Origin of the sequence: Actinoplanes teichomyceticus ATCC 31121 (assembly GCF_003711105.1) — a bacterium.
Taxonomy (GTDB): domain Bacteria; phylum Actinomycetota; class Actinomycetes; order Mycobacteriales; family Micromonosporaceae; genus Actinoplanes; species Actinoplanes teichomyceticus.
The window spans coordinates 153,421-171,784 of the sequence record NZ_CP023865.1; the positions used below are offsets into that span (position 1 = coordinate 153,421).

Annotated in this window: 21 protein-coding genes and 3 tRNA genes; 10 read left to right on the forward strand and 14 right to left on the reverse strand. The window is 73.2% G+C overall.

From position 1 onward, the window contains the following. Positions 1 to 9 precede the first annotated feature (9 nt). Positions 10 to 381 (reverse strand): PPOX class F420-dependent oxidoreductase, encoded by a 372-nt coding sequence (locus tag ACTEI_RS00665; protein ID WP_122975855.1) that lies wholly within the window; start codon positions 379 to 381, stop codon positions 10 to 12. Between the two features lie 18 nt (positions 382 to 399). On the opposite strand from ACTEI_RS00665, the gene ACTEI_RS00670 reads away from it, so the two are divergent. The 4 genes from ACTEI_RS00670 to ACTEI_RS00685 all read left to right on the forward strand — a co-directional run bounded on the left by ACTEI_RS00670 (position 400) and on the right by ACTEI_RS00685 (position 3,656). After that, positions 400 to 1,176, forward strand: a complete 777-nt coding sequence (locus ACTEI_RS00670) for a class I SAM-dependent methyltransferase (protein WP_122981843.1) — start codon at positions 400 to 402, stop codon at positions 1,174 to 1,176. Next, positions 1,173 to 1,739 (forward strand): RNA 2'-phosphotransferase, encoded by a 567-nt coding sequence (locus tag ACTEI_RS00675; RefSeq protein ID WP_239082727.1) that lies wholly within the window; start codon positions 1,173 to 1,175, stop codon positions 1,737 to 1,739. Before ACTEI_RS00670 ends, ACTEI_RS00675 begins: the two co-directional genes overlap by 4 nt. 82 nt (positions 1,740 to 1,821) lie before the next feature. Continuing rightward, the gene (locus tag ACTEI_RS00680) at positions 1,822 to 2,403 is read left to right on the forward strand and encodes a hypothetical protein (RefSeq protein WP_122975857.1); all 582 of its coding nucleotides are present in this window, start codon (positions 1,822 to 1,824) and stop codon (positions 2,401 to 2,403) included. Next, positions 2,400 to 3,656, forward strand: a complete 1,257-nt coding sequence (locus ACTEI_RS00685; RefSeq protein ID WP_122975858.1) for a PrsW family intramembrane metalloprotease — start codon at positions 2,400 to 2,402, stop codon at positions 3,654 to 3,656. Before ACTEI_RS00680 ends, ACTEI_RS00685 begins: the two co-directional genes overlap by 4 nt. A 189-nt stretch (positions 3,657 to 3,845) precedes the next feature. Here the strand turns inward: ACTEI_RS00685 and ACTEI_RS00690 are convergent, their stop codons facing one another. Both ACTEI_RS00690 and ACTEI_RS00695 read right to left on the reverse strand, forming a co-directional pair. Continuing rightward, positions 3,846 to 4,487, reverse strand: a complete 642-nt coding sequence (locus tag ACTEI_RS00690; RefSeq protein ID WP_122975859.1) for a response regulator — start codon at positions 4,485 to 4,487, stop codon at positions 3,846 to 3,848. Next, positions 4,475 to 5,686: a sensor histidine kinase gene (locus tag ACTEI_RS00695; protein ID WP_122975860.1), complete on the reverse strand. Its 1,212-nt coding sequence runs from the start codon at positions 5,684 to 5,686 to the stop codon at positions 4,475 to 4,477. The genes ACTEI_RS00690 and ACTEI_RS00695 overlap by 13 nt, the downstream gene beginning before the upstream one ends. Before the next feature lie 159 nt (positions 5,687 to 5,845). Here ACTEI_RS00695 and ACTEI_RS00700 point away from each other — a divergent pair, with 159 nt between their 5' ends. Continuing rightward, positions 5,846 to 7,048, forward strand: coding sequence for an alpha/beta hydrolase family protein (locus ACTEI_RS00700; RefSeq protein ID WP_122975861.1), 1,203 nt, complete (start codon positions 5,846 to 5,848; stop codon positions 7,046 to 7,048). Between the two features lie 6 nt (positions 7,049 to 7,054). Here ACTEI_RS00700 and ACTEI_RS00705 read toward each other — a convergent pair whose 3' ends face one another. Both ACTEI_RS00705 and ACTEI_RS00710 read right to left on the reverse strand, forming a co-directional pair. Further along, on the reverse strand, positions 7,055 to 7,456 hold the full coding sequence (locus tag ACTEI_RS00705) for a hypothetical protein (protein ID WP_122975862.1): 402 nt from the start codon (positions 7,454 to 7,456) through the stop codon (positions 7,055 to 7,057). A 100-nt stretch (positions 7,457 to 7,556) separates the two neighbouring features. Then, positions 7,557 to 7,811: a hypothetical protein gene (locus tag ACTEI_RS00710; RefSeq protein ID WP_122975863.1), complete on the reverse strand. Its 255-nt coding sequence runs from the start codon at positions 7,809 to 7,811 to the stop codon at positions 7,557 to 7,559. 239 nt (positions 7,812 to 8,050) lie between these two features. Here ACTEI_RS00710 and ACTEI_RS00715 point away from each other — a divergent pair, with 239 nt between their 5' ends. Further along, positions 8,051 to 8,401, forward strand: coding sequence for a hotdog fold thioesterase (locus ACTEI_RS00715; protein ID WP_122981844.1), 351 nt, complete (start codon positions 8,051 to 8,053; stop codon positions 8,399 to 8,401). Between the two features lie 51 nt (positions 8,402 to 8,452). Beyond that, positions 8,453 to 8,842 carry a hypothetical protein gene (locus ACTEI_RS00720; protein WP_122975864.1) on the forward strand — a complete coding sequence of 130 codons (390 nt, stop codon included), beginning with the start codon at positions 8,453 to 8,455 and terminating at the stop codon, positions 8,840 to 8,842. A gap of 33 nt (positions 8,843 to 8,875) precedes the next feature. Here ACTEI_RS00720 and ACTEI_RS00725 read toward each other — a convergent pair whose 3' ends face one another. The 9 genes from ACTEI_RS00725 to ACTEI_RS00760 all read right to left on the reverse strand — a co-directional run bounded on the left by ACTEI_RS00725 (position 8,876) and on the right by ACTEI_RS00760 (position 14,409). After that, positions 8,876 to 9,184, reverse strand: a complete 309-nt coding sequence (locus tag ACTEI_RS00725) for a hypothetical protein (RefSeq protein WP_122975865.1) — start codon at positions 9,182 to 9,184, stop codon at positions 8,876 to 8,878. 296 nt (positions 9,185 to 9,480) lie between these two features. Then, entirely contained in the window at positions 9,481 to 9,621 is a 141-nt protein-coding gene (locus tag ACTEI_RS36650; RefSeq protein ID WP_164465805.1) for a hypothetical protein, read from the reverse strand. A 310-nt stretch (positions 9,622 to 9,931) separates the two neighbouring features. Further along, positions 9,932 to 10,005: transfer RNA gene (locus ACTEI_RS00730), tRNA-Phe, on the reverse strand. Between the two features lie 13 nt (positions 10,006 to 10,018). Next, a tRNA-Asp gene (locus ACTEI_RS00735) sits at positions 10,019 to 10,092 on the reverse strand. A 52-nt stretch (positions 10,093 to 10,144) separates the two neighbouring features. Further along, positions 10,145 to 10,217 (reverse strand) — tRNA-Glu (locus ACTEI_RS00740). 173 nt (positions 10,218 to 10,390) lie between these two features. Beyond that, positions 10,391 to 11,269, reverse strand: a complete 879-nt coding sequence (locus tag ACTEI_RS00745; protein ID WP_122975866.1) for a MerR family transcriptional regulator — start codon at positions 11,267 to 11,269, stop codon at positions 10,391 to 10,393. Continuing rightward, entirely contained in the window at positions 11,259 to 11,819 is a 561-nt protein-coding gene (idi, locus tag ACTEI_RS00750) for an isopentenyl-diphosphate Delta-isomerase (protein ID WP_122975867.1), read from the reverse strand. Before idi ends, ACTEI_RS00745 begins: the two co-directional genes overlap by 11 nt. Next, entirely contained in the window at positions 11,816 to 13,297 is a 1,482-nt protein-coding gene (gene crtI, locus ACTEI_RS00755) for a phytoene desaturase family protein (protein WP_187646014.1), read from the reverse strand. Before crtI ends, idi begins: the two co-directional genes overlap by 4 nt. Before the next feature lie 38 nt (positions 13,298 to 13,335). Beyond that, complete coding sequence (locus tag ACTEI_RS00760; RefSeq protein ID WP_372443316.1) at positions 13,336 to 14,409, reverse strand: polyprenyl synthetase family protein; 1,074 nt, start codon at positions 14,407 to 14,409, stop codon at positions 13,336 to 13,338. A gap of 68 nt (positions 14,410 to 14,477) precedes the next feature. Between ACTEI_RS00760 and ACTEI_RS00765 the strand changes: the two genes are divergently transcribed. The 3 genes from ACTEI_RS00765 (at position 14,478) to ACTEI_RS00775 (ending at position 18,316) form a co-directional block, all read left to right on the forward strand. Beyond that, positions 14,478 to 15,365: a phytoene/squalene synthase family protein gene (locus tag ACTEI_RS00765; protein WP_122975869.1), complete on the forward strand. Its 888-nt coding sequence runs from the start codon at positions 14,478 to 14,480 to the stop codon at positions 15,363 to 15,365. A 1-nt stretch (position 15,366) separates the two neighbouring features. After that, positions 15,367 to 16,689 (forward strand): cryptochrome/photolyase family protein, encoded by a 1,323-nt coding sequence (locus ACTEI_RS00770; RefSeq protein ID WP_122975870.1) that lies wholly within the window; start codon positions 15,367 to 15,369, stop codon positions 16,687 to 16,689. A gap of 265 nt (positions 16,690 to 16,954) precedes the next feature. Beyond that, complete coding sequence (locus tag ACTEI_RS00775; protein WP_122975871.1) at positions 16,955 to 18,316, forward strand: dihydrolipoyl dehydrogenase family protein; 1,362 nt, start codon at positions 16,955 to 16,957, stop codon at positions 18,314 to 18,316. Positions 18,317 to 18,364: the final 48 nt, after the last annotated feature.

Genomic DNA, 18,364 nt, shown 5'->3' on the forward strand with positions numbered 1-18,364 from the left:
CCGCGCTGTTCACGAGACGAGCACCGCGACGGTGCCGTGAGTTCCCCGCCGCAGCCGGCTGCCCAGCATCGTCAGCCGGCCGACCAGGCCGTACTTCCTCCGGATGCCCGCGCCGACCCGGAGCCGGTCCGCGGCGTCGCCGATCCGGGCGATGGCCTCCACCGCGTCGCCCCGGGGACGGCCCCGCACGTCGCAGGCGGCCACCGTGACCCGGCCGTTGTTGCGGATCCGCTTCACCTTCCCGGCGTCCGCCGGGGTCCAGAACGCCAGCCCGCCGCCGTCGGGAACCACCCAGAGCGGCGTGGGCACCGCGCGCCCGTCCTTGCGGAACGTCGTGAGCAGTACGTACTTCTCCGACCCGAGTTGCTCCAGGGCAGCCATGGCACAAGAGTAATGAGCATGGAGCAGCCGCCCATCGGCGACGCCTTCGGCGAGATGATCAGAGACGCGTACGCGGTACGGACCGGAGTCGGCCCGCGCCCGCTGGCCGGTGGGCGCCTGCCCCGCCCGGTGATCGAGGTGATCGAGCGGGACGACGGCCTGATCAACGGGGCGCCGGCCGACCACTACCTGGACGAGCCGGCGGACTGGCCGCCGCACGACCACCGGGCCCTGCGCCTGTGCCGCGGGCACGTGCTGGACATCGGCGTGGGCGCCGGCCGGATCGCGCTCGAACTGCAGGGCCGTGGCATGGCGGTGACCGGCCTGGACACCTCGGCCGGCGCGATCGAGGTGGCCCGCAGGCGCGGGCTGCGCGACACCGTGCTGAACACCGTGGACGGCTACGCCCGGGCGGCCGCCCGCTACGACACCTTCCTGCTGCTCGGCAACAACCTGGGCCTGCTGGAGGGCCCGCAGCGCGCGCCGGTGTTCCTGGAGGCGCTCACCCGGCTGGCGAACCCGGGCGCGCGGATCGTGGCGCAGGGCGCCGATCCGTACGGCACGCGGGACCCGGTGCACGTCGGCTATCACGAACGCAACCGCGCCCGGGGGCGGCTCGGCGGCCAGCTGCGCCTGCGGCTGCGCTACCGGCTGGTGGCCAGCGCGTGGTTCGACTACCTGAACTGCTCGATCGACGAGCTGGAGGAACTGCTGCGCGGCACCGGATGGCGGATCGCGTCGATCGACGAGAAGGACCGGCCGTACTACCTCGCGGTCATGGAGCAGGGCCGGTGACCGCCCTCTCCCGCGACCAGGTGCGCCTCAGCCGGCGGATGTCCCTGGTGCTGCGCCACCGGCCCGAGGTGGCCGGGCTGATCCTGGACGCGGGCGGGTGGGTGCCGGTCGCCGACCTGCTGGCCGCGCTGCGGATGAGCCGCACCGACCTGGATGCCGTGGTCGCGTTCAACGACAAGTCGCGCTTCGCGGTGAGCGTCGGCGCGGACGGCGTGGAGCGCATCCGGGCGAGCCAGGGCCACTCCCGGCGGGTCTCGGTCGATCTCGGCCTGCCGCCGGTCGAGCCGCCCGTGAACCTCTACCACGGCACCCCGCGGGCGAACCTGGAATCGATCATGCGGGACGGGCTGCGCCCGCGCGGCCGGCACCACGTGCACCTGTCCGGCGACGTGCCGACCGCGCTGGCGGTGGGCCGGCGCCGATCGGCGGACGTCGTGGTGCTGACCGTGGCGGCGGGGGCGATGGCCGCCGCGGGGCACGTGTTCCACCGCAGCGCGAACGGCGTCTGGCTGACCTCGGTGGTGCCGCCGTCGCACATAACGGTAAAACGGACAAATCCGTAATCTCCCAGGCTGATCGTCCCTCCACAATGGTGTCCCGACGGATCGCCGGACACCACACGGCAAGCCTCGTTAGCGTGGACGGATGGGGACGGTCACGCGGCGTCATCTCACCGATCTCCCCAGCACACCCGGTTTCTTCAGCGCGCTGCTTCTGGTCGCCGTACTGGCTGCGATCTCCCTCGGCCTGCCGGCGCTCGACCGCGCCGTCCCGGCCCAGCGGCCGGTGCCGGACGGCAAGCCGTACCGGGTGGGTGCCGGGGTCACCGTGATACCTCCGGACGGCGCCAAGCTGGACGTCACCGGCACCCGGCCGGCCGAGGACCGCGGCACCGCGCTGTTCCGGCTCGGCCCGGTGCGGTACGCGATCGCCGTCCAGCCCTTCTCCGGAGACCTGACCGCGGCCGCGCTCCGGCTGCGTCAGCGGATCACCGGCACCTCCGGCTACCAGATCACCGGCACCCAGCTCGCCGTCTCCACCGCCGGCGGCCTGGCCGGCCTGCAGGGCGGGTACACCGCCGGTGACCGCGGCGGCCGGTACGCCGTCTTCGTCGCGCACGGCCTGACCATCGAGGTCACCGTCAGCGGCGCCGATCTGGACCTGGGCCACACCCTGCCGGCGATCGACGCCAGCACCCGGACGCTGCGCTACGAGGGCGGGCGATGAGCGACGCGGTGCGGCCCGGCGCCACCCCGGCCGACCTGGCCCGGCTGCCCGCGTTCTGGGTCGTGGCCACGCTGCTGGGCGTCGGCGCGGTGCGGATGTCGCAGATCATCGGCCGTTTCCTGGAGACCTACCCGGTCGCCACGGTCACCGCGCTCGGGCTGTTCGCGCTGCTCGCCGTCCCCTTCTGGCTCTTCGTCCAGGAACTGGACTTCCTGGAGCGGGAACCGGCCGGGCTGCTCATGGTGGCGTTCGCCTGGGGCGGCCTGGTCGCCACCAGCGTCTCCATCCCGGGCAGCCTGGCCCTGGAGAACCTGATCGCCAAGCTCGGCTCGCCCGGCCTCGCCGCCGACTGGGGCGCCGCGCTGGCCGGCCCGTCGGTCGAGGAGATCGCCAAGACGCTCGGCGTGGTGGCCATCGTGCTGATCGCCCGCTCCCAGGTGAACAGCGTGCTGGACGGCGTCGTCTACGGCGCCCTGGTCGGGCTGGGCTTCCAGATCGTCGAGGACATCGTCTTCGCCATCGGCGCGGTGGCGCTGGCCGGGCAGGGCGACGAGGTCCAGCCGGTGATCACCACGTTCCTGGTCCGTGGGTTCCTGGCCGGCGTCTGGAGCCACACGCTGTTCGGCGCGCTGGCCGGGGCCGGGATCGGCTACCTCGTGGTCAGCACCGGCCGCAGCCACCGGCGCCGGATCACCGTGGCCGGCCTGGCGCTCTTCGGCGCCTGGGCCTCGCACGTGCTGTGGAATTCGCCGCTGTTCCGCGAGGGCCTGGGCAACGGCGCGGTGGCGCTGCTGGCCGTACTGGTCTTCAAGGGCCTGCCGCCCCTGCTGCTGATCCTGCACCTGGTCCGGCGCGCGCACGACCGCGAGGCGGAGTACTACGTGGCACGGCTGGCCGAGCTGAACGACCCCCAGCTGATCACCGAGGGGGAACTGCGGGCGCTGGGCTCCGGTTCGCGCCGGGCGGCGGCCCGGCGGCATGCCGCCGACCGGGCCGGGCGCCGGGCCAGAGCGACCGTACGCCGCCTGCAGCGCGCCCAGGCCCGGCTGGCCGTCGAGCTCAGCCGGGCGCCGGAGGCCGCCTGGCGACACCATTGCGAGGTACGCCGGCATCGCGCCACCCTGATCGCCCTGGGCCACCCGGAAGCGGTCGAGGGAGCCCGCTCCTGGCGGCACACCGCCTCCACGGTCGGCACCGCCGCGGTGGCGATCGCCGTGCTGTGGGTCGCCCTCTCCGCGCTCGGCGGCGCCTGACCACCGCCGGCTCCGGCGCTGCGCGGTGAGGTCCGCCTGCCGTCCGGATCGGCGCGGTGACGTCCGCGCTCGTGACCGGGCCGGTCCTGTTGATCCTCGGGGCGGGTGGTCATCGGGTGCGCGCCGCCGACTGCCGACTACCGGCCGCCGCGGCGAGCGCGCGGGGGTGGGCAACCGGCCGCCCGGCGGTCAGATGCGCAGGAACCGCAACACGGCGAGGACGCGGCGGTGGTCGGCGTCGGTCGGGGGCAGGTCGAGCTTGCTGAGGATGCTGGTGATGTATTTCTCGACGGCGCTGTGACTGACCTTCAGGGTGTCGACGATGCCGTGGTTGGAGCGGCCCTCCGCCATCAGCCGCAGCACCTCCAGCTCGCGGGGTGTGAGCCGGTCCATCGGGTCCTGGCGGTGGCGGACCAGCAGCTGCGCGACCACCTCGGGGTCCAGGGCGGTGCCCCCGGCGGCCACCCGATGCAGGGCCGCGAGGAAGTCGGACACCTGGGCGACCCGGTCCTTGAGCAGATATCCGACGCCGCTGGTTCGCACGGACAGCAGGTCGGTGGCGTAACGCTCCTCGACGTACTGCGACAGCACGAGGACGGCGACCGCGGGAAACTGGTGCCGGATGACGAGGGCGGCGCGGATGCCCTCGTCGGTGTGGGTGGGCGGCATCCGCACGTCGATCAGAGCCAGGTCGGGACGGTGCTCGGCGACCGCGCGCAGCAGCTGCTCGGCATCCGCCACCGCGTCGACGACGTCGAACCCGCCGTCGGCGAGCAGTTTGGTCAGACCCGCGCGGAGCAGCACCGAGTCCTCAGCGATCACGATCCGCACGGCAGCTCCACGGTGACCGTCGTCGGCCCGCCGGCCGGGCTGTGCAACGCGAACGTCCCGTCGACCGACGCGGCGCGCTGAGCGAGCCCGTGCAGCCCCGTGCCGCCGCCGGGTGTGGCGCCGCCTCGGCCGTCGTCGGTGACGACGACGCGGAGCCGGTCGGCGACGCGGTCCACGGTGACCTCGGCACGGCTCGCGTGGGCGTGCCTGGCGATGTTGGTGAGAGCCTCCGAGACGACGAAGTAGGCGACCGCCTCGACGACCGGCGAGCAGCGATCCGGCACGCTGACGGCGACCCGTACCGGGACAGGTGCGCGGGCTGCGATGCCGGACAGCGCCGCGTCGAGGCCACGGTCGTCGAGCACCGCCGGGTGCAGGCCGCGGACGAACTCCCGCAACTCGGCGAGGGCCTGTGTGGCCTCGTCGTGGGCCTCCACGATGGCCTGCCGGGCCGGTGCGGGCAGGTCGGTGAGGTTGGCCCGGGCCATGCCGAGATTCATCGCCAGGGAGACCAGCCGCTGCTGGGCGCCGTCGTGCAGGTCGCGCTCGATCCGGCGGCGCTCGGCGTCGGTGGCGGCGACGACCTCGGCGCGGCTGCGCGACAGCGTCTCCACCCGCACGGACAGCTCCTCGTTGCGGCTCGGCCCGAGCAGCGCCCGGGCCGCCGCCGTGTCGGCGCGCGCCACGACGCGGGCCACCCACGGCGCGGCGACCAGCGCCGGCGCCGCGAGGACCAGGTAGGCGGGCTCGGCCCAGGCCAGGAGAGTCGCCGACCAGCAGACCGCCACCGCGGCAGCGCCGGACACCCCGATGAACAGGCTGAGCACGTGGTAGCCGAACTGCCGCCACCACCCGTGCGACGGTGGGATCTCGACGTCGAGCAGCGCCCGGAACCGTCGGCGCTGCACCGCGGACAGGCCCCGCACCACCCGTGGCAGCGACAGCGTGGCGGTCACGGTGAGCACGACGAACAGGGTGGTCAGCGCGAGGTCGTCGCCGGAGGCGTACAGCAGGCTCCAGATCGCGCTGTAGCCGGCGCCGACCGGCAACCCGCACGTCAGCGCGAAGGCGGCCACGCCGAGCGGCAGCCCGGCCAGCGCGTGGAGGGTGGCACGCCAGGTGCGCGCCGACCAGAGGCCACTCAGCACCGTGCGGAGCGCGCCGGCGCGCCGGGGTACAGCCGTTTCCACCGAGGTCACGGGATCAACCTAGACAGGCCCGCCGGCGCGGGCCATGGTGCCACCCCACCCGCGGGGTGCGGGTAACCCCACCCCGGACCGGCTGCCCGCCCCACCGACAGCGCGCCCGGATCCCGGCAGGGTGATCACCGTTCACCCCGTCTCCCGAGGAGTCGCACCATGCCCGGACTCGCCCCGGCCCTCACCCGCCGGTCGCTGCTGTCGGCCGCTGTCCTGACCGCCGGCCTCGGCGTCATCACCCGCGCGCCGGCCGCCGCCCGGCCACGATCGGCCGCCGAGGGGTACACGCTGCCCATGCCGACCGGCCCCGAGCAGCTCGGCACCGTCGCGCTCCACCTCGTCGACCGCACCCGTACCGATCCCTGGGTGCCCGGGCGGCCGGTTCGCGAGATCATGATCCAGATCTGGTACCCGGCCCGGCACATCCACGGCCACCCGGCGGCGCCGTGGCTGTCGCCGGGCGCGGTGCCCCACTTCTCCGAGATGTTCGGCCTGCCCGCCGAGAGAGTCCGCGCGACGGCCACGCACGGCCGGGCCGGCGCACCGGTGCACGGCGGCCGTCCGGTCGTGCTCTACTCGCCCGGTCTGGGCGGCGACCGCGGCACCAGCACCGTCCTCGCCGAGGAGCTGGTGAGCCACGGCTACATCGTGGTCACCATCGACCACACCCACGACGCCAGCGAGGTCGAGTTCCCGGACGGGCGGGTCGAGGTGGCGGCCATCCCGCCCGACATCGACGAGCAGATCATCGCCCAAGTCGTCGCGGTTCGTGAGGCCGACACCCGGTTCGTCCTCGACCAGCTGGCCGTCGTCAACGCCGGTGGCAACCCCGACGCGGGGAACCGCCGGCTTCCCATCGGACTGCGGGGCGCATTCGACCTGAACCGGATCGGCATGTTCGGTCACTCACTCGGTGGCAGCACCGCCGCCGCCACGATGCACCACGACCGGCGGATCAAGGCCGGGGTCAACCTGGACGGCACACTCGTCGGCGCGGCCGCCGTCGCGGGCTCCGACCGGCCGTTCCTGCTGCTGAGCAGCGACCACGGCACCGACCCGGAGGACCCGACCTGGGACGCGTTCTGGACGAGCCAGCGGGGCTGGAAACGTGAGCTGAGCCTGACCGGCTCGGTCCACGGCTCGTTCAACGACGGCCAGGTGCTGTACCCGCAGGCCGCCCCGGAGATCGGCCTCACCCCCGAGCAGCTCGCCGGAATGGTCGGCACGCTGCGCCCGCAGCGTTCCGTCACCATCCAGCGCGACTACCTCCGGGCCTTCTTCGACCAGCACCTGCGGGGCCGGCGCAGCCGGCTGATGTGCGGCGCGGACCCGCGCTACCCCGAGATCCGTTTCGTCCGGTAACGCCGGTCAGCCGAGCGGGGCGTTCATCGCACGGGCGAGCAACGCGTCCCGGGAGCCGGCGCCGTCGCCTGCCGGCCAAGCCCGCATGGCGGCGTTCAGGCAGGCCACGGCGCAGGCGACGAGGGGCCCGGGGCGGGGGGTCGCGATCGGCGGGCAGGTCACCCGGCAGGCGGGCGGCGTCCAGCGGGACGAGCAGCTCCTCCCGGGCCTGCTGCTTTTCCCGGTGGCGGGCACATCCAGGGCGCCCTGGAGACCGACCCGGCCGACGTCGTCGCCACCTCCACCGTGCTCGCCGAGGCGCCGGGGCCGCTGGGCCTGGCGTTCGTCGGCATCCTGCACGCCGACCGCGCCGGTGAGCTGGCGCAGAGGCTGCGCCCCGCGGCCGCCGCGCCGGTGATCCTCAACCACGGCTCGATCTCCACGCCACGGGTGAACCGCGCCCGGGGACCGACTCCGCGGCCGGCGACCGATCCGGAACGGCTCGACGCCGCGATCCGCCGTAGCAGTACTAGCCGGCAGCGGCCGGGGGCAGCCCGCCGTCCCCGTCGACGATCGTGTCCGGCGTGCCGTCCTCGTCGAGGTCCACCATCGTCAGGTCGACCTTGCCGTCACCGTCGGTGTCGAACTGGAACAGGTCCGGCTTGCCGTCGCCGTCGGTGTCCGACACCCAGACGTCGGTCCGGCCGTCGCCGTTGGCGTCGCTGGTCATCAGGTCGACGCGGTCGTCGCCCCGGGTCTGCACGACCTCCTGCGGCTCACTCATATCGTCTCCTCCAGTCGGGTGCGGCACCGCGCGTCCGCCGATGCCGGCTCTACCGGGACGGATCGTCCGGCACAACCGCCACATCAGTACCCGGCGCGCGCAAGGCCAGTCGCCCCGCCTGTGACGGGTGTCGCTTCTGGCCCGTCCGGCCGGGGGTAACGTACGCCGTCGTGGATATCGCGGCAGACGGCACGGAGCACCTGTTCACCAGCAGCGGAGGCGGTGCGCTCGCCGAGCGGATGGGCATCGTGATCACCGAGGCGACGGCCGAGCGGGTCGTCGGCACGATGCCGGTCGAGGGCAACACCCAGCCGTACGGGCTGCTGCACGGCGGGGCGTCCTGTGTGCTCGCCGAGACACTCGGCTCGGTCGGCGCGGTGCTGCACGGGCAGACCGTGGACCGGCCGTTCGCGGTCGGGGTGGACATCAACGCCACCCACCACAAGGCGGCCCGCTCCGGGCTGGTGACCGGGACGGCGGTGCCGGTGCATCGCGGCCGGGCGGTCGCGACGTACGAGGTGGTCCTGGAGGACGAGGCCGGTGACCGGGTCTGCACCGCCCGCATCACCTGTCTGCTGCGCGGCGCCTGAACCGGCGGCGATCGATGGCCGATCCTTGACGGTTCCGCGTACGTTTGCAGCGTGACCGGAGTACCACAGCACGCGTTCGACGACGCCACGCAGATCCTCACCTGCGCTTTCAGTGGTGACAGCGAGGCTGTGGCCAGCACCTTCGACGCGGTCGTCGACCGGGACGGGGTGGTCGGCGCCTGGGACGTCGCGTGGTGCCTGGCCGCCACCATGGTCGGGGACCTGCCCGGCGGCGGTGGCTGGACGCTGGACTTCCCGGGCATCGACGACGCCCGCTATGACAAGCGCTGGGTCGCCCGGTTCGTCAGTGCCTACGTCAACGGCGACTTCCCCACCGGCGAGGCCCTCTTCGGCGCGGCGATCGCCGACGGCCAGCTGCCGGAGTGCCTGCTCGCCCTGGCCGGCTCCACCGTCGCGACCCTGCGGCACCGCGCCGCCTGACGGCCGGCGCGCAGCGCACCTGTGGCACCGGTGTCACGACTTCTTGTGGTAGAGCGCTTTCGCATACTGCGTCGCGGCGGCGGTGTTGTACATCGACGCCAGTGACATGAAGAACGAGTTGTCGGCGATGGCCCGGGACGCCTGAGCGGTCCCGGAGTATCGGATGTCAGCCTCCGCTTCGGACAGGCCACGTGCCTTGAACTGCCGGCGCATCGCGGTCTGGCCGGTGCGGAAGGCCTCGGCGGCCTCCTCGGCGTTCCGCATGTAGGACATCGCCTTCTCGCTCAGGGCTTCGGCAAGGTTGTAGGCCGTCTGTTCGGCCTCGTTGGTGAAGGTGTGCACGACGCTGTGCCTCCTCGCAAGCCGGGTCAACACGGACCGATCCCGATAACACTCTGATCGAGCTGACGGCGGCCTTCAAGGGGCGACCCCCGCCTGTGGACAGCCGAGGCGCCAGGGGTCACGGCCGGCGATCCGAGGCGGCGGACGCCGTCGTCACGGCGGTGGCCGGGTTTGTGCCGCGGACCGATCCGTGGCCTGTCATGTCCAGCTGAGTGGCGCGGCGTAGAGGGCGCGGGCGGCGTGCCGTGAATGGGCAACGCCGGCCCGGTTCGCATCCGGTCACCCGGATCGTTCGGTCAGTGCTCCCTGCCGGTCTCGCGGCGCCGCCTGTCCTCGGCGTCCGCGATGCCGTGCGCCACCGCCAGCCTGATCACCCGGTACAGCACAGCGATACCCAGCAGGCCGAGCAACACCGGCCCGATGATCCCCGCATCCATGTTCTGAGGCTAGGTCACGCGCACCTCAGCAGCTCACATACGAGAACACCGCCGGTGCCGCCGCGGGTGCGGGCCACCGGCTCCGGCGCAGGGCGGGATCACCGAACGCTGTGAGAGCGGTCACGAAGCTGATGCTCCTGCGGTGAGGAGGCTGATCGAGGCGCGTAGCGAAGGGTGAACTGTGATGGCGATCATGGGCGCTCCGCCATCGCCGGAGATCGACTTCCCGGGCCGGCCGAGCCGGGAAACGACGAAGCCCCCAGCCGCGTTTCCGCAGGTGAGGGCTTGCGTTCTGAGTTTTGCTGAAGAGTGGCCAGGGGCGGGGTCGAACCGCCGACCTTCCGATTTTCAGTCGGACGCTCGTACCAACTGAGCTACCTGGCCGTGCTTGGTGTTGCGGTCCTGACGGGACTTGAACCCGCGACCTCCGCCTTGACAGGGCGGCGAGCACTCCAACTGCTCCACAGGACCTTGCTATTCACTTGCTCTGGTGTGTCAGCGACTTGCACCGCTAACTTACCAGTACCCCCAACGGGATTCGAACCCGTGCTACCGCCTTGAAAGGGCGGCGTCCTAGGCCACTAGACGATGAGGGCAACTCCGCCATCATTGCACATCGAGCTGGCTGCTCGATCGGCAACGTTTGGTGGCCTTCGCCCCAACCGCGCCCCGTTGAGGCCTGCAAAGCATATGTGATCCACCGAGCGGTCTCCAAATCGGGACCCCCCTTTTCTCTCGCAAGCCCTTGACCAGGGAAAACGTGAGAAGGTCAGACGGAGGCGAGGAGCTGGACCGCCTCGGCGAGCCCGGTCAGCCGGGTGATGCCGGGCGGAAGTTCGTCGCCCGGCCAGCCCGGACCGGCCGCCGCGACCACCAGCGGTGGGTGCGGAGCGTCCCGGACGCGGGTGAGCTGATCCACCGATCCGGTGGCCGCGCACTGCGACCAGAGCACCACCGCGGCCGGGCCGGTCCGCCCGATCGCGTCCAGCAGCGCCTGCGGCGGCACCCGGGCGCCGAGGAGACGGCTCGGCACGCCGGCGTCGGCCAGCGCCGCGGCGAGCGCCTCCAGCGGCAGGGTGTGCTGTTCCTCGTCGGCGGCGGAGAGCAGGACCCGGGGTGTGCCGGGGGCCCGCTGCGCGGCCGCGAGCACCTCGGTGACGGTCCGCGACAGCAGGTGCTCCACCTCGACGAAGCGCAGGGTGGACTGATACCGGTCGCCGATCGCGGTGAGCACCGGGATCATCACCTCGGTCCAGGCGGGGACCACGCCGCGTTCCTTGACGGCCGCGCAGAGGATGTCGCGCATCGCCGCCGCGTCCAGCCGCATCGCGGCCCGGGTCAGGCCGCGGACCGTCCCCTCGCCGCTGCTGGCGGCGGTCTGGGCGGCCGGCGGCGCCGGTTGGTCACCGGGACCCGCGGACGGGGCGTTGCGGGCCCAGGCGGCGGCCTCAGCGGGCGCCACGCCCTGCGCGGTGAGCCGCTGCATGATCAGCAGCCGGTCCATGTCCTCGGCGGTGTACCGCCGGTGGTGACCGGGCTCGTGCCGGCTGGGGCCGAGCCCGTAACGCTGGTGCCAGGTGCGCAGGGTGGTGACCGCCACGCCCAGGCGGCGCGCGGCGGCCCCCGCGCTCAGCGCCTCATCGGCCAACCGATCGCTCCGCGAGAATCCGGAAGACCCCGGCGAGCCAGGGCGCGTACGTCTCCGGGGTGTCGGCCAGCCCCGCGGTGAGCTCGGGCACCGACACCCAGCGCAGCTCGGCCACCTCCGCCGGGTCCGGCCGCGGCACGACGCCCTCGGGCAGCGTGCCGAGCAGCACGTGGTCGTACTCGTGCTCGACGCGGCCGGTGGCCGGGTCGTCGGCGCGGTAGGTGTAGACGCCGAGCTCGGTCAGCGGGATGTCGCGTACGCCGAGCTCCTCGACCAGGCGGCGGCCGGCCGCGACGGTGACCTTCTCGCCCGGCTCGGGGTGCCCGCAACAGGTGTTGCCCCACCGCAGCGGGAAGCGGGTCTTGACCGCGGCGCGCTGCTGCAGCAGCACCCGGCCCTCCGCGTCGCGCAGGAAGACCGAGAAGGCCCGGTGCAGGCGGCCGGGGGCCCGGTGCGCGTCCGAGACGGTGGCCGAACCGACGGGCTGTCCCTGGACGTCGACCAGTTCGACGAGGTGCTCCTCGCGGGGGTTGAAAACCTGAGCGCTCATGCCACTCCCTGTGTGATCCGACTCGCGGCCAGCTTCCCCGAGATGAGTACCATCGGCACCCCCACCCCGGGCTGCGTGCCCGAACCGGTGAAGACCACGTTCGGCAGCGTGGGGTGCAGGTTCGACGGCCGGAACGGACCGGTCTGGGCGAACGTGTGCGCGGCCGCGAACGGCGTGCCGGCGGCCATCCCGTCGTCGGCCCAGTCGGCCGGCGTGACGATGCGCTCCACCTCGACGCCGTCCCGGAAGCCCCGGTAGCCGCGCTGTTCCAGGGTGCGCAGCAACTCGTCGGCGTACCGTTCGGCCAGCCCACCGCGCCAGTTCATCGGGCCGGCCTCCAGGTTCGGCGCCGGCGCCAGCACGTAGTAGGTGTGCCGGCCGGCCGGGGCCGCCGCGGGATCGGTGCGGGTCGGGTTGGTGACCAGCAGCGACGGGTCGCTCATCAGCAGCCCGCGGTTGATCACTTCGTCGAAGGTGCGCTTCCAGCCCGTACCGAAATGGATGTTGTGGTGGGCGATCTTCCGATAGGCCTGCGTCGATCCGATGTGCAGCACCACGCACGACGGCGAGTAGCGCAGGCGGCGCGCGCGCCGCGCCGGGAGCAGGTCGCGGTAGGCGATCGGCAGGTCCGGATTGAGTACGACGGTGTCCGCCGGGACGACCTCGCCCCCGGCGGTCAGCACGCCGGTCGCCCGGCCGTGCTCGGTGAGCACCCGCTCCACCGTGGTGTCGTAGCGGATCGTCACCCCGTGCTTCTCGGCGGCGCCGGCCAGCGCCTTCGGCACCGCGTGCATGCCGCCCTTGGGGTGGAAGACCCCGACCACCGAGTCGAGGTAGGCGATCACCGCGTACACCGCGAGCGCGTCGTGCGGCGCGAGCCCGGCGTACATCGCCTGGAACGAGAAGATCCGCTGGGTCCGCGGGTCACGGAAGTAGTCGTTGATCTTCGGCTGGAGCCGCCGGAACGCGCCCATCCCGAGCAGCCGCAGCAGGTTCAGGTTCAGCAGATCGGTCGGGCTGTCCAGGTTGCGGTCGATGAAGTGGTCACGCTCCAGCTGCCACAGCCGCCGGGTGAAGTCGACGAAGCGCAGGTAGCCGTCGGCCTCCCGGGCGCCGCAGACGGCGGCGATCCCGGCGGCCATCCGGGTGGTGTCGGAGCGCACGTCCAGGGTCGAGCCGTCCGGGTAGTACGCCCGGTAGGCCGGGTCCACCGGGGTCAGCTCCAGCCAGTCGGAGAGCTTCTCGCCGACCGCGGCGAGCGGCTCGGCGATCAGGTCCGGCATGGTCAGCACGGTCGGGCCGGTGTCGAACTCGTAGCCGCCGATCGACAGGCGCCCGGCGCGGCCGCCGGGCACCGGCTCGCGTTCGACGACGGTTACCTCACGTCCGGCCGCGGCCAGGTGCAGGGCACAGGAGAGCCCGGCCAGGCCGGCGCCGACTATCACGACGCGATCGGTGGGTCCGGTGACGGTGCGCACGCCGCGACTCCAAGGTGTGGACGAGAACGGGGAATTGATCATGCCGGACGCTGCGTCGCCACGGTGGCCAGTTCGACCAGTACGCTACGAGCCTCGGTCTCGATCGGCGCGTCGGCCAGAGCCGTGAGGCCCTCGGCGACGCGGGCCCGGATCATCTCCTCGACCCGCGCGGGCGCGCCGGTCTCCGCGACGATCTCGGCTTTCCGGCCGATCCCGGCCGTGTCGAGCTCGCCGAGCTGGGCCGGGGTGGCCATCCGCCGGGCCAGCATGAGCAGGGTGGTGGGTTTCCCGGTACGCAGGTCGTCCCCGGCCGGCTTCCCGGTCACCGCCGGGTCGCCGTACACCCCGAGCAGGTCGTCGCGCAGCTGGAAGGCCTCGCCGACGGTGGTGCCGTAGACCCGGTAGGCCTCGGCCACCTCGGGATCGTCCGTGCCGGCCAGGGCCAGCCCGAAGTCCAGCGGCCACTGCACGGTGTAGCTGGCCGTCTTGTGCCGGGCCACCACCAGGGCGCGGTCCACCGACCAGGACGCCGGATCGGTCTCGCCGAGCACGTCCAGGTACTGCCCGGCGACCGCCTCGATGCGCATCCGGTCGTACCGGGCGCGCACCTCCAGCAGCGTGGCCGCCGGCAGCGGGGTGCGGGCCAGCAGCTGATCGGCCCAGACCAGGCAGAGGTCGCCGATGAGCACGGCGGCCGACGAGCCGAACCGCTCGCCGTGCCGGGCGCCGAAGATCCGGTGCGCGGTCGGCCGGCCCCGCCGGGTCGCCGAGTCGTCCATCAGATCGTCGTGCACCAGGGCGAAGGTGTGCATCAACTCGAGCGCGCCGAGCGCCGGCAACACCGCTTCGGCGTTGCCGCCGGCGCCGGCGACCCCGCGCCAGCCCCAGTACGCGAACGTCGGCCGCAACCGTTTCCCGCCGGCCATCACCAGATCGCGTGCGGTCCGGGCGAACCCGCCGAGCGACGGGTCGATGGCGTCCAGCATGGCGATCTGCGGGGTGAGGAAGTCGGCGAGCGTTCCCTCGACGGCGTTGACCAGCGCGGTGTGGGAGACCTGCTGTCGGGGTATCGCTCCGAGACGGAGATTTCCCGCGAGGGTGTCATTGGCCACGTTCAGTACCGTACCCTAACTTTCGGAAGTTGCGTCGATTCGTGCGTCGATTTATCCGGAGGACCGGCATGGAAACCGACCTGGCCGCCGCCTACGAGCGCTGCCGTGCGCTGCACCGCGAGCACGGGCGCACGTACTACCTGGCCACCCGGTTGCTGCCGGCCTGGAAACGCCGCCACGTGCACGCCCTGTATGGATTCACCCGGTTCGCCGACGAGATCGTCGACCGGACCGAGTCCCAGCCGAGCGACCAGCGCGCCGCCGCGCTGTCCGCCTGGTCCGCCCGGTTCCTGGCCGGCCTGCGCGGCGAGCCGGTCGACGACCCGCTGCTGCCCGCCGTGCTGCACACCATCGCGGTCTTCGGGCTGGACCTCGCGGACTTCGAGAAGTTCCTGCGCAGCATGGCGATGGACCTGACCGTCACCGGCTACCCGACCTACCCCGACCTGCTCGACTACATGGAGGGCTCGGCCGCCGTGATCGGCACGATGATGCTGCCGATCCTCGGCTCCAGCGACCCGGCCGCCGCCCGGGAGCCGGCCCGCCAGCTCGGTTTCGCGTTCCAGCTCACCAACTTCATCCGGGACGTCGCCGAGGACACCGCCCGCGGCCGGGTCTACCTGCCCGAGGAGCACCTCGCCGAGTTCGGCGTCACCCGTGCGGACCTGGCCGCCCGCGTCGCCACCCCGGCGGTCCGCGCGCTGATCCGGGCCGAGGTCGCCCGTGCCCGCGAGCACTACGCGGCCGCCGCCCCCGGCATACCGCTGCTCGAACCCGCCTCGCAGGCCTGCATGCGTACCGCGTTCCAGCTCTACGGGGGCATCCTCGACGAGATCGAGTCGGCCGGTTACGACGTCTTCACCCGCCGCGCCACGGTGCCGAACCGCCGCCGCGCCGCCGTCGCCGTCCGCAGCCTGCTCACCCGGCCCGGCACCCGCGTCCGGCTGGCCGCCTGAGATGGGCCCCCGGATCGCGCTGCTCACCCGGGACCTGCGGATCCACGACAACCCGCTGTTCGCCGGGCCCGATCCGGTGGTGCCGCTCTTCGTGCTCGATCCGCGACTGGGCGGCCTCTCCGCCAACCGCCAGCGCTTCCTCCACCAGAGCCTCGCCGACCTGCGCGGCACCCTGCGCGCCCGGGGCGCCGACCTGGTGGTCCGCCACGGCGACCCGGTGGCCGAGGCGATCAGGCTGGCCGGCCGGACGGGCGCGTCGACGATCGCGGTCGCCGGTGACGTGACCGCTTACGCACAGCGGCGGGAACGCCGGCTGCGCGCGGAGACCGTGCGGCACCGGATCCAGCTGGAGATCACCCCGGGCGTCACGGTGCTGCCGCCCGGCGCGGTCCGCCCGGGCGGGGGCGCGAGCTCGTACCGGGTCTTCACGCCGTACTTCAAAGCCTGGGCGAACGCCGGCTGGCGCGGGCTGACCGCCACCCCGGCGAACCTCGCGATGCCGGCCGGCATCGCGCCGGGCGACCTTCCCGCGACACCCGCCGGCGAGTCGCCCGACGCGGTCCCGGGCGGCGAGACCGAGGGCCGCCGCCGGCTTTGCGCCTGGTTGGGGCAGATCTCCCGGTACGACGACGACCACGACGACATGGCCGCCGACAACACCAGCCGGTTGAGCGCCTACCTGCGCTTCGGCTGCCTCTCCGCGCTCGAGGTCGCCCTCGCCGCCCGGGCCGACGACTCCCCGGGCGCGCAGGCCTACCTGCGCCAACTCGCCTGGCGCGACTTCTACTACCAGGTCACCGCGGCCTTCCCGCGACTGTCCACGCAGCCCCTGCGCCCGGCCGCCGACCGCGACTGGCGCTACGACGACGACGCGCTGCGGCACTGGCAGGACGGCCTGACCGGGGTCCCGATCGTCGACGCCGGGATGCGCCAGCTGCGCGCCGAGGGCTGGATGCACAACCGGGCCCGGCTGATCACCGCGGCGTTCCTGACCAAACATCTCGGCATCGACTGGCGTCCCGGCCTGCAGTGGTTCTTCCGCTGGCTGGTCGACGGGGACGTGCCGAACAACTCCGGCAACTGGCAGTGGACCGCCGGCACCGGCAACGACACCCGCCCCTACCGCCGGTTCAACCCGGTCCGTCAGGCGCAGCGGTTCGATGCGCAGGGCGTGTACGTTCGTCGCTACGTACCCGAGCTCAAAGGCGTCGACGGCCCGGCCGTGCACCAGCCGTGGCGCCTTCCCGACGCGGTACGCCGCGGCCTCGACTACCCCGGACCGCTGGAGTCGCACCGGGACGAGGCGGTCTGGCTGCGGGCCTGAATGCTCCGCCCGGCCCGCCGGGCGGGAGTGGGGTCCACCGGCTGGGTTGCGTCCGTCAAAACGTCTCGCCGGTGGACCCCGCGTCGCTTACCCAGCGCCGAGCCGTCCGAATCGAACCCTGGGAACGCTCCCGGCGGGGCGGGCGGTGTCCCTCGGCGTGTCCGCTTCCGCGCCGGTCCGCGAACCCGTCCCACCGCCCGGCGCATGAGCGGACGCACGAGCGCGGAACCCCGCCCGGCGGCCGCGCTTCTGCTTAGCTGGCGCCATGGCTGAAGCACGGCAAGTGGACGTGGTGGTCGTCGGACTCGGGGTCGGCGGCGAGGAGGTCGCCGGTCGCCTGGCCGCGGCCGGGCTCAATGTGGTCGGAGTCGAGCAGCGGCTGGTCGGCGGCGAATGCCCGTACTGGGGCTGCATCCCTACCAAGATCATGGTGCGGGCCGGGAACGCCCTGGCCGAGGCGCGCCGCATCCCCGGCCTGGCCGGGGCGTCCACGGTGGAGCCGGACTGGGCCCCGGTGGCGAAGCGGATCCGGGACGAGGCCACCGACGACTGGAACGACAAGGTCGCGGTGGACCGCTTCACCGGCCGGGGCGGGACGTTCGTGCGGGGCACGGCGACCATCACCGGTCCCGGCCGCGTCCGGGTCGGCGAGCAGGAGTACGCCGCGACGCGCGGCGTGGTCGTCGCCGCCGGCACGGCCGCGGTCATCCCGCCGATCGACGGCCTTTCCGGTACGCCGTACTGGACCAACCGGGAGGCCGTCGAAGCGGCCACCCTGCCGGAGTCGATGCTGGTGCTCGGCGGCGGCGCGATCGGTTGCGAGCTGGCCCAGGCGTACGCCCGGTTCGGGGTCCGGGTGACCGTGATCGAGGGCTCGCCGCGCCTGCTCTCCTTGGAGGAGCCGGAGTCGTCCGAGGTGGCCGCGGCCGCGTTGACGGCCGACGGCGTCCAGGTGCGCACGGGGGTACGGGCCCGGCACGTCGCTCACGACGGCTCGTTCCGGGTCACGCTCACCGACGACACCGTGCTGACCGGCGAGAAGCTTCTGGTCGCCACCGGCCGGGCCGCCCGCCTCGCCGGTCTGGGACTGGAACACGTGGGGCTGGATCCGTCCGCCCGTTTCCTGAGCACCGACGAGCGGATGCGCGCCGGCGACCGGATCTGGGCCGTCGGCGACGTCACCGGCAACGGCGCCTTCACCCACATGGCGATGTACGAGGCCGACGTCGCGGTGCGGGACATCCTCGGGCAGGGCGGCCCGGCGGCCGACTATCGGGCGCGGCCGCGGGTCACCTTCCTCGACCCGGAGATCGGCGCGGTCGGCATGACCGAGCAGCAGGCTCGGGACGCGGGGCTGGACGTGCGGGTCGGCCACGTGCCGCTGAACCGGACCTCGCGGGGCTTCATCCACGGCCCCGGCAACGAGGGTTTCCTCAAGCTGGTGGCCGACCGGGGCCGGGGCGTGCTGGTCGGCGGGACGACGGCCGGGCAGTCCGGCGGGGAGATGATCGGAGCGGTGTCGGTGGCGGTGCACGCCGAGGTGCCGATCGAGACTCTGCTCGGTCAGATCTGGGCGTACCCGACGTTCCACCGAGGGCTGGGGGAGGCGCTGAAGGCGCTGGTCTGAACCCGTCCCGGGGCGCCGCCATCCGGGCGGGCCCCGGGACGTCCGGTT

Bases quoted from the DNA above. Each gene is read 5' to 3' on its own strand.
- ACTEI_RS00665 (WP_122975855.1), bottom strand. From the start codon at position 381: ATGGCTGCCCTGGAGCAACTCGGGTCGGAGAAGTACGTACTGCTCACG.
- ACTEI_RS00670 (WP_122981843.1), top strand. From the start codon at position 400: ATGGAGCAGCCGCCCATCGGCGACGCCTTCGGCGAGATGATCAGAGAC.
- ACTEI_RS00680 (WP_122975857.1), top strand. From the start codon at position 1,822: ATGGGGACGGTCACGCGGCGTCATCTCACCGATCTCCCCAGCACACCC.
- ACTEI_RS00685 (WP_122975858.1), top strand. From the start codon at position 2,400: ATGAGCGACGCGGTGCGGCCCGGCGCCACCCCGGCCGACCTGGCCCGG.
- ACTEI_RS00700 (WP_122975861.1), top strand. From the start codon at position 5,846: ATGCCCGGACTCGCCCCGGCCCTCACCCGCCGGTCGCTGCTGTCGGCC.
- ACTEI_RS00710 (WP_122975863.1), bottom strand. From the start codon at position 7,811: ATGAGTGAGCCGCAGGAGGTCGTGCAGACCCGGGGCGACGACCGCGTC.
- ACTEI_RS00715 (WP_122981844.1), top strand. From the start codon at position 8,051: ATGGGCATCGTGATCACCGAGGCGACGGCCGAGCGGGTCGTCGGCACG.
- ACTEI_RS36650 (WP_164465805.1), bottom strand. From the start codon at position 9,621: ATGGATGCGGGGATCATCGGGCCGGTGTTGCTCGGCCTGCTGGGTATC.
- idi (WP_122975867.1), bottom strand. From the start codon at position 11,819: ATGAGCGCTCAGGTTTTCAACCCCCGCGAGGAGCACCTCGTCGAACTG.
- ACTEI_RS00765 (WP_122975869.1), top strand. From the start codon at position 14,478: ATGGAAACCGACCTGGCCGCCGCCTACGAGCGCTGCCGTGCGCTGCAC.
- ACTEI_RS00770 (WP_122975870.1), top strand. From the start codon at position 15,367: ATGGGCCCCCGGATCGCGCTGCTCACCCGGGACCTGCGGATCCACGAC.
- ACTEI_RS00775 (WP_122975871.1), top strand. From the start codon at position 16,955: ATGGCTGAAGCACGGCAAGTGGACGTGGTGGTCGTCGGACTCGGGGTC.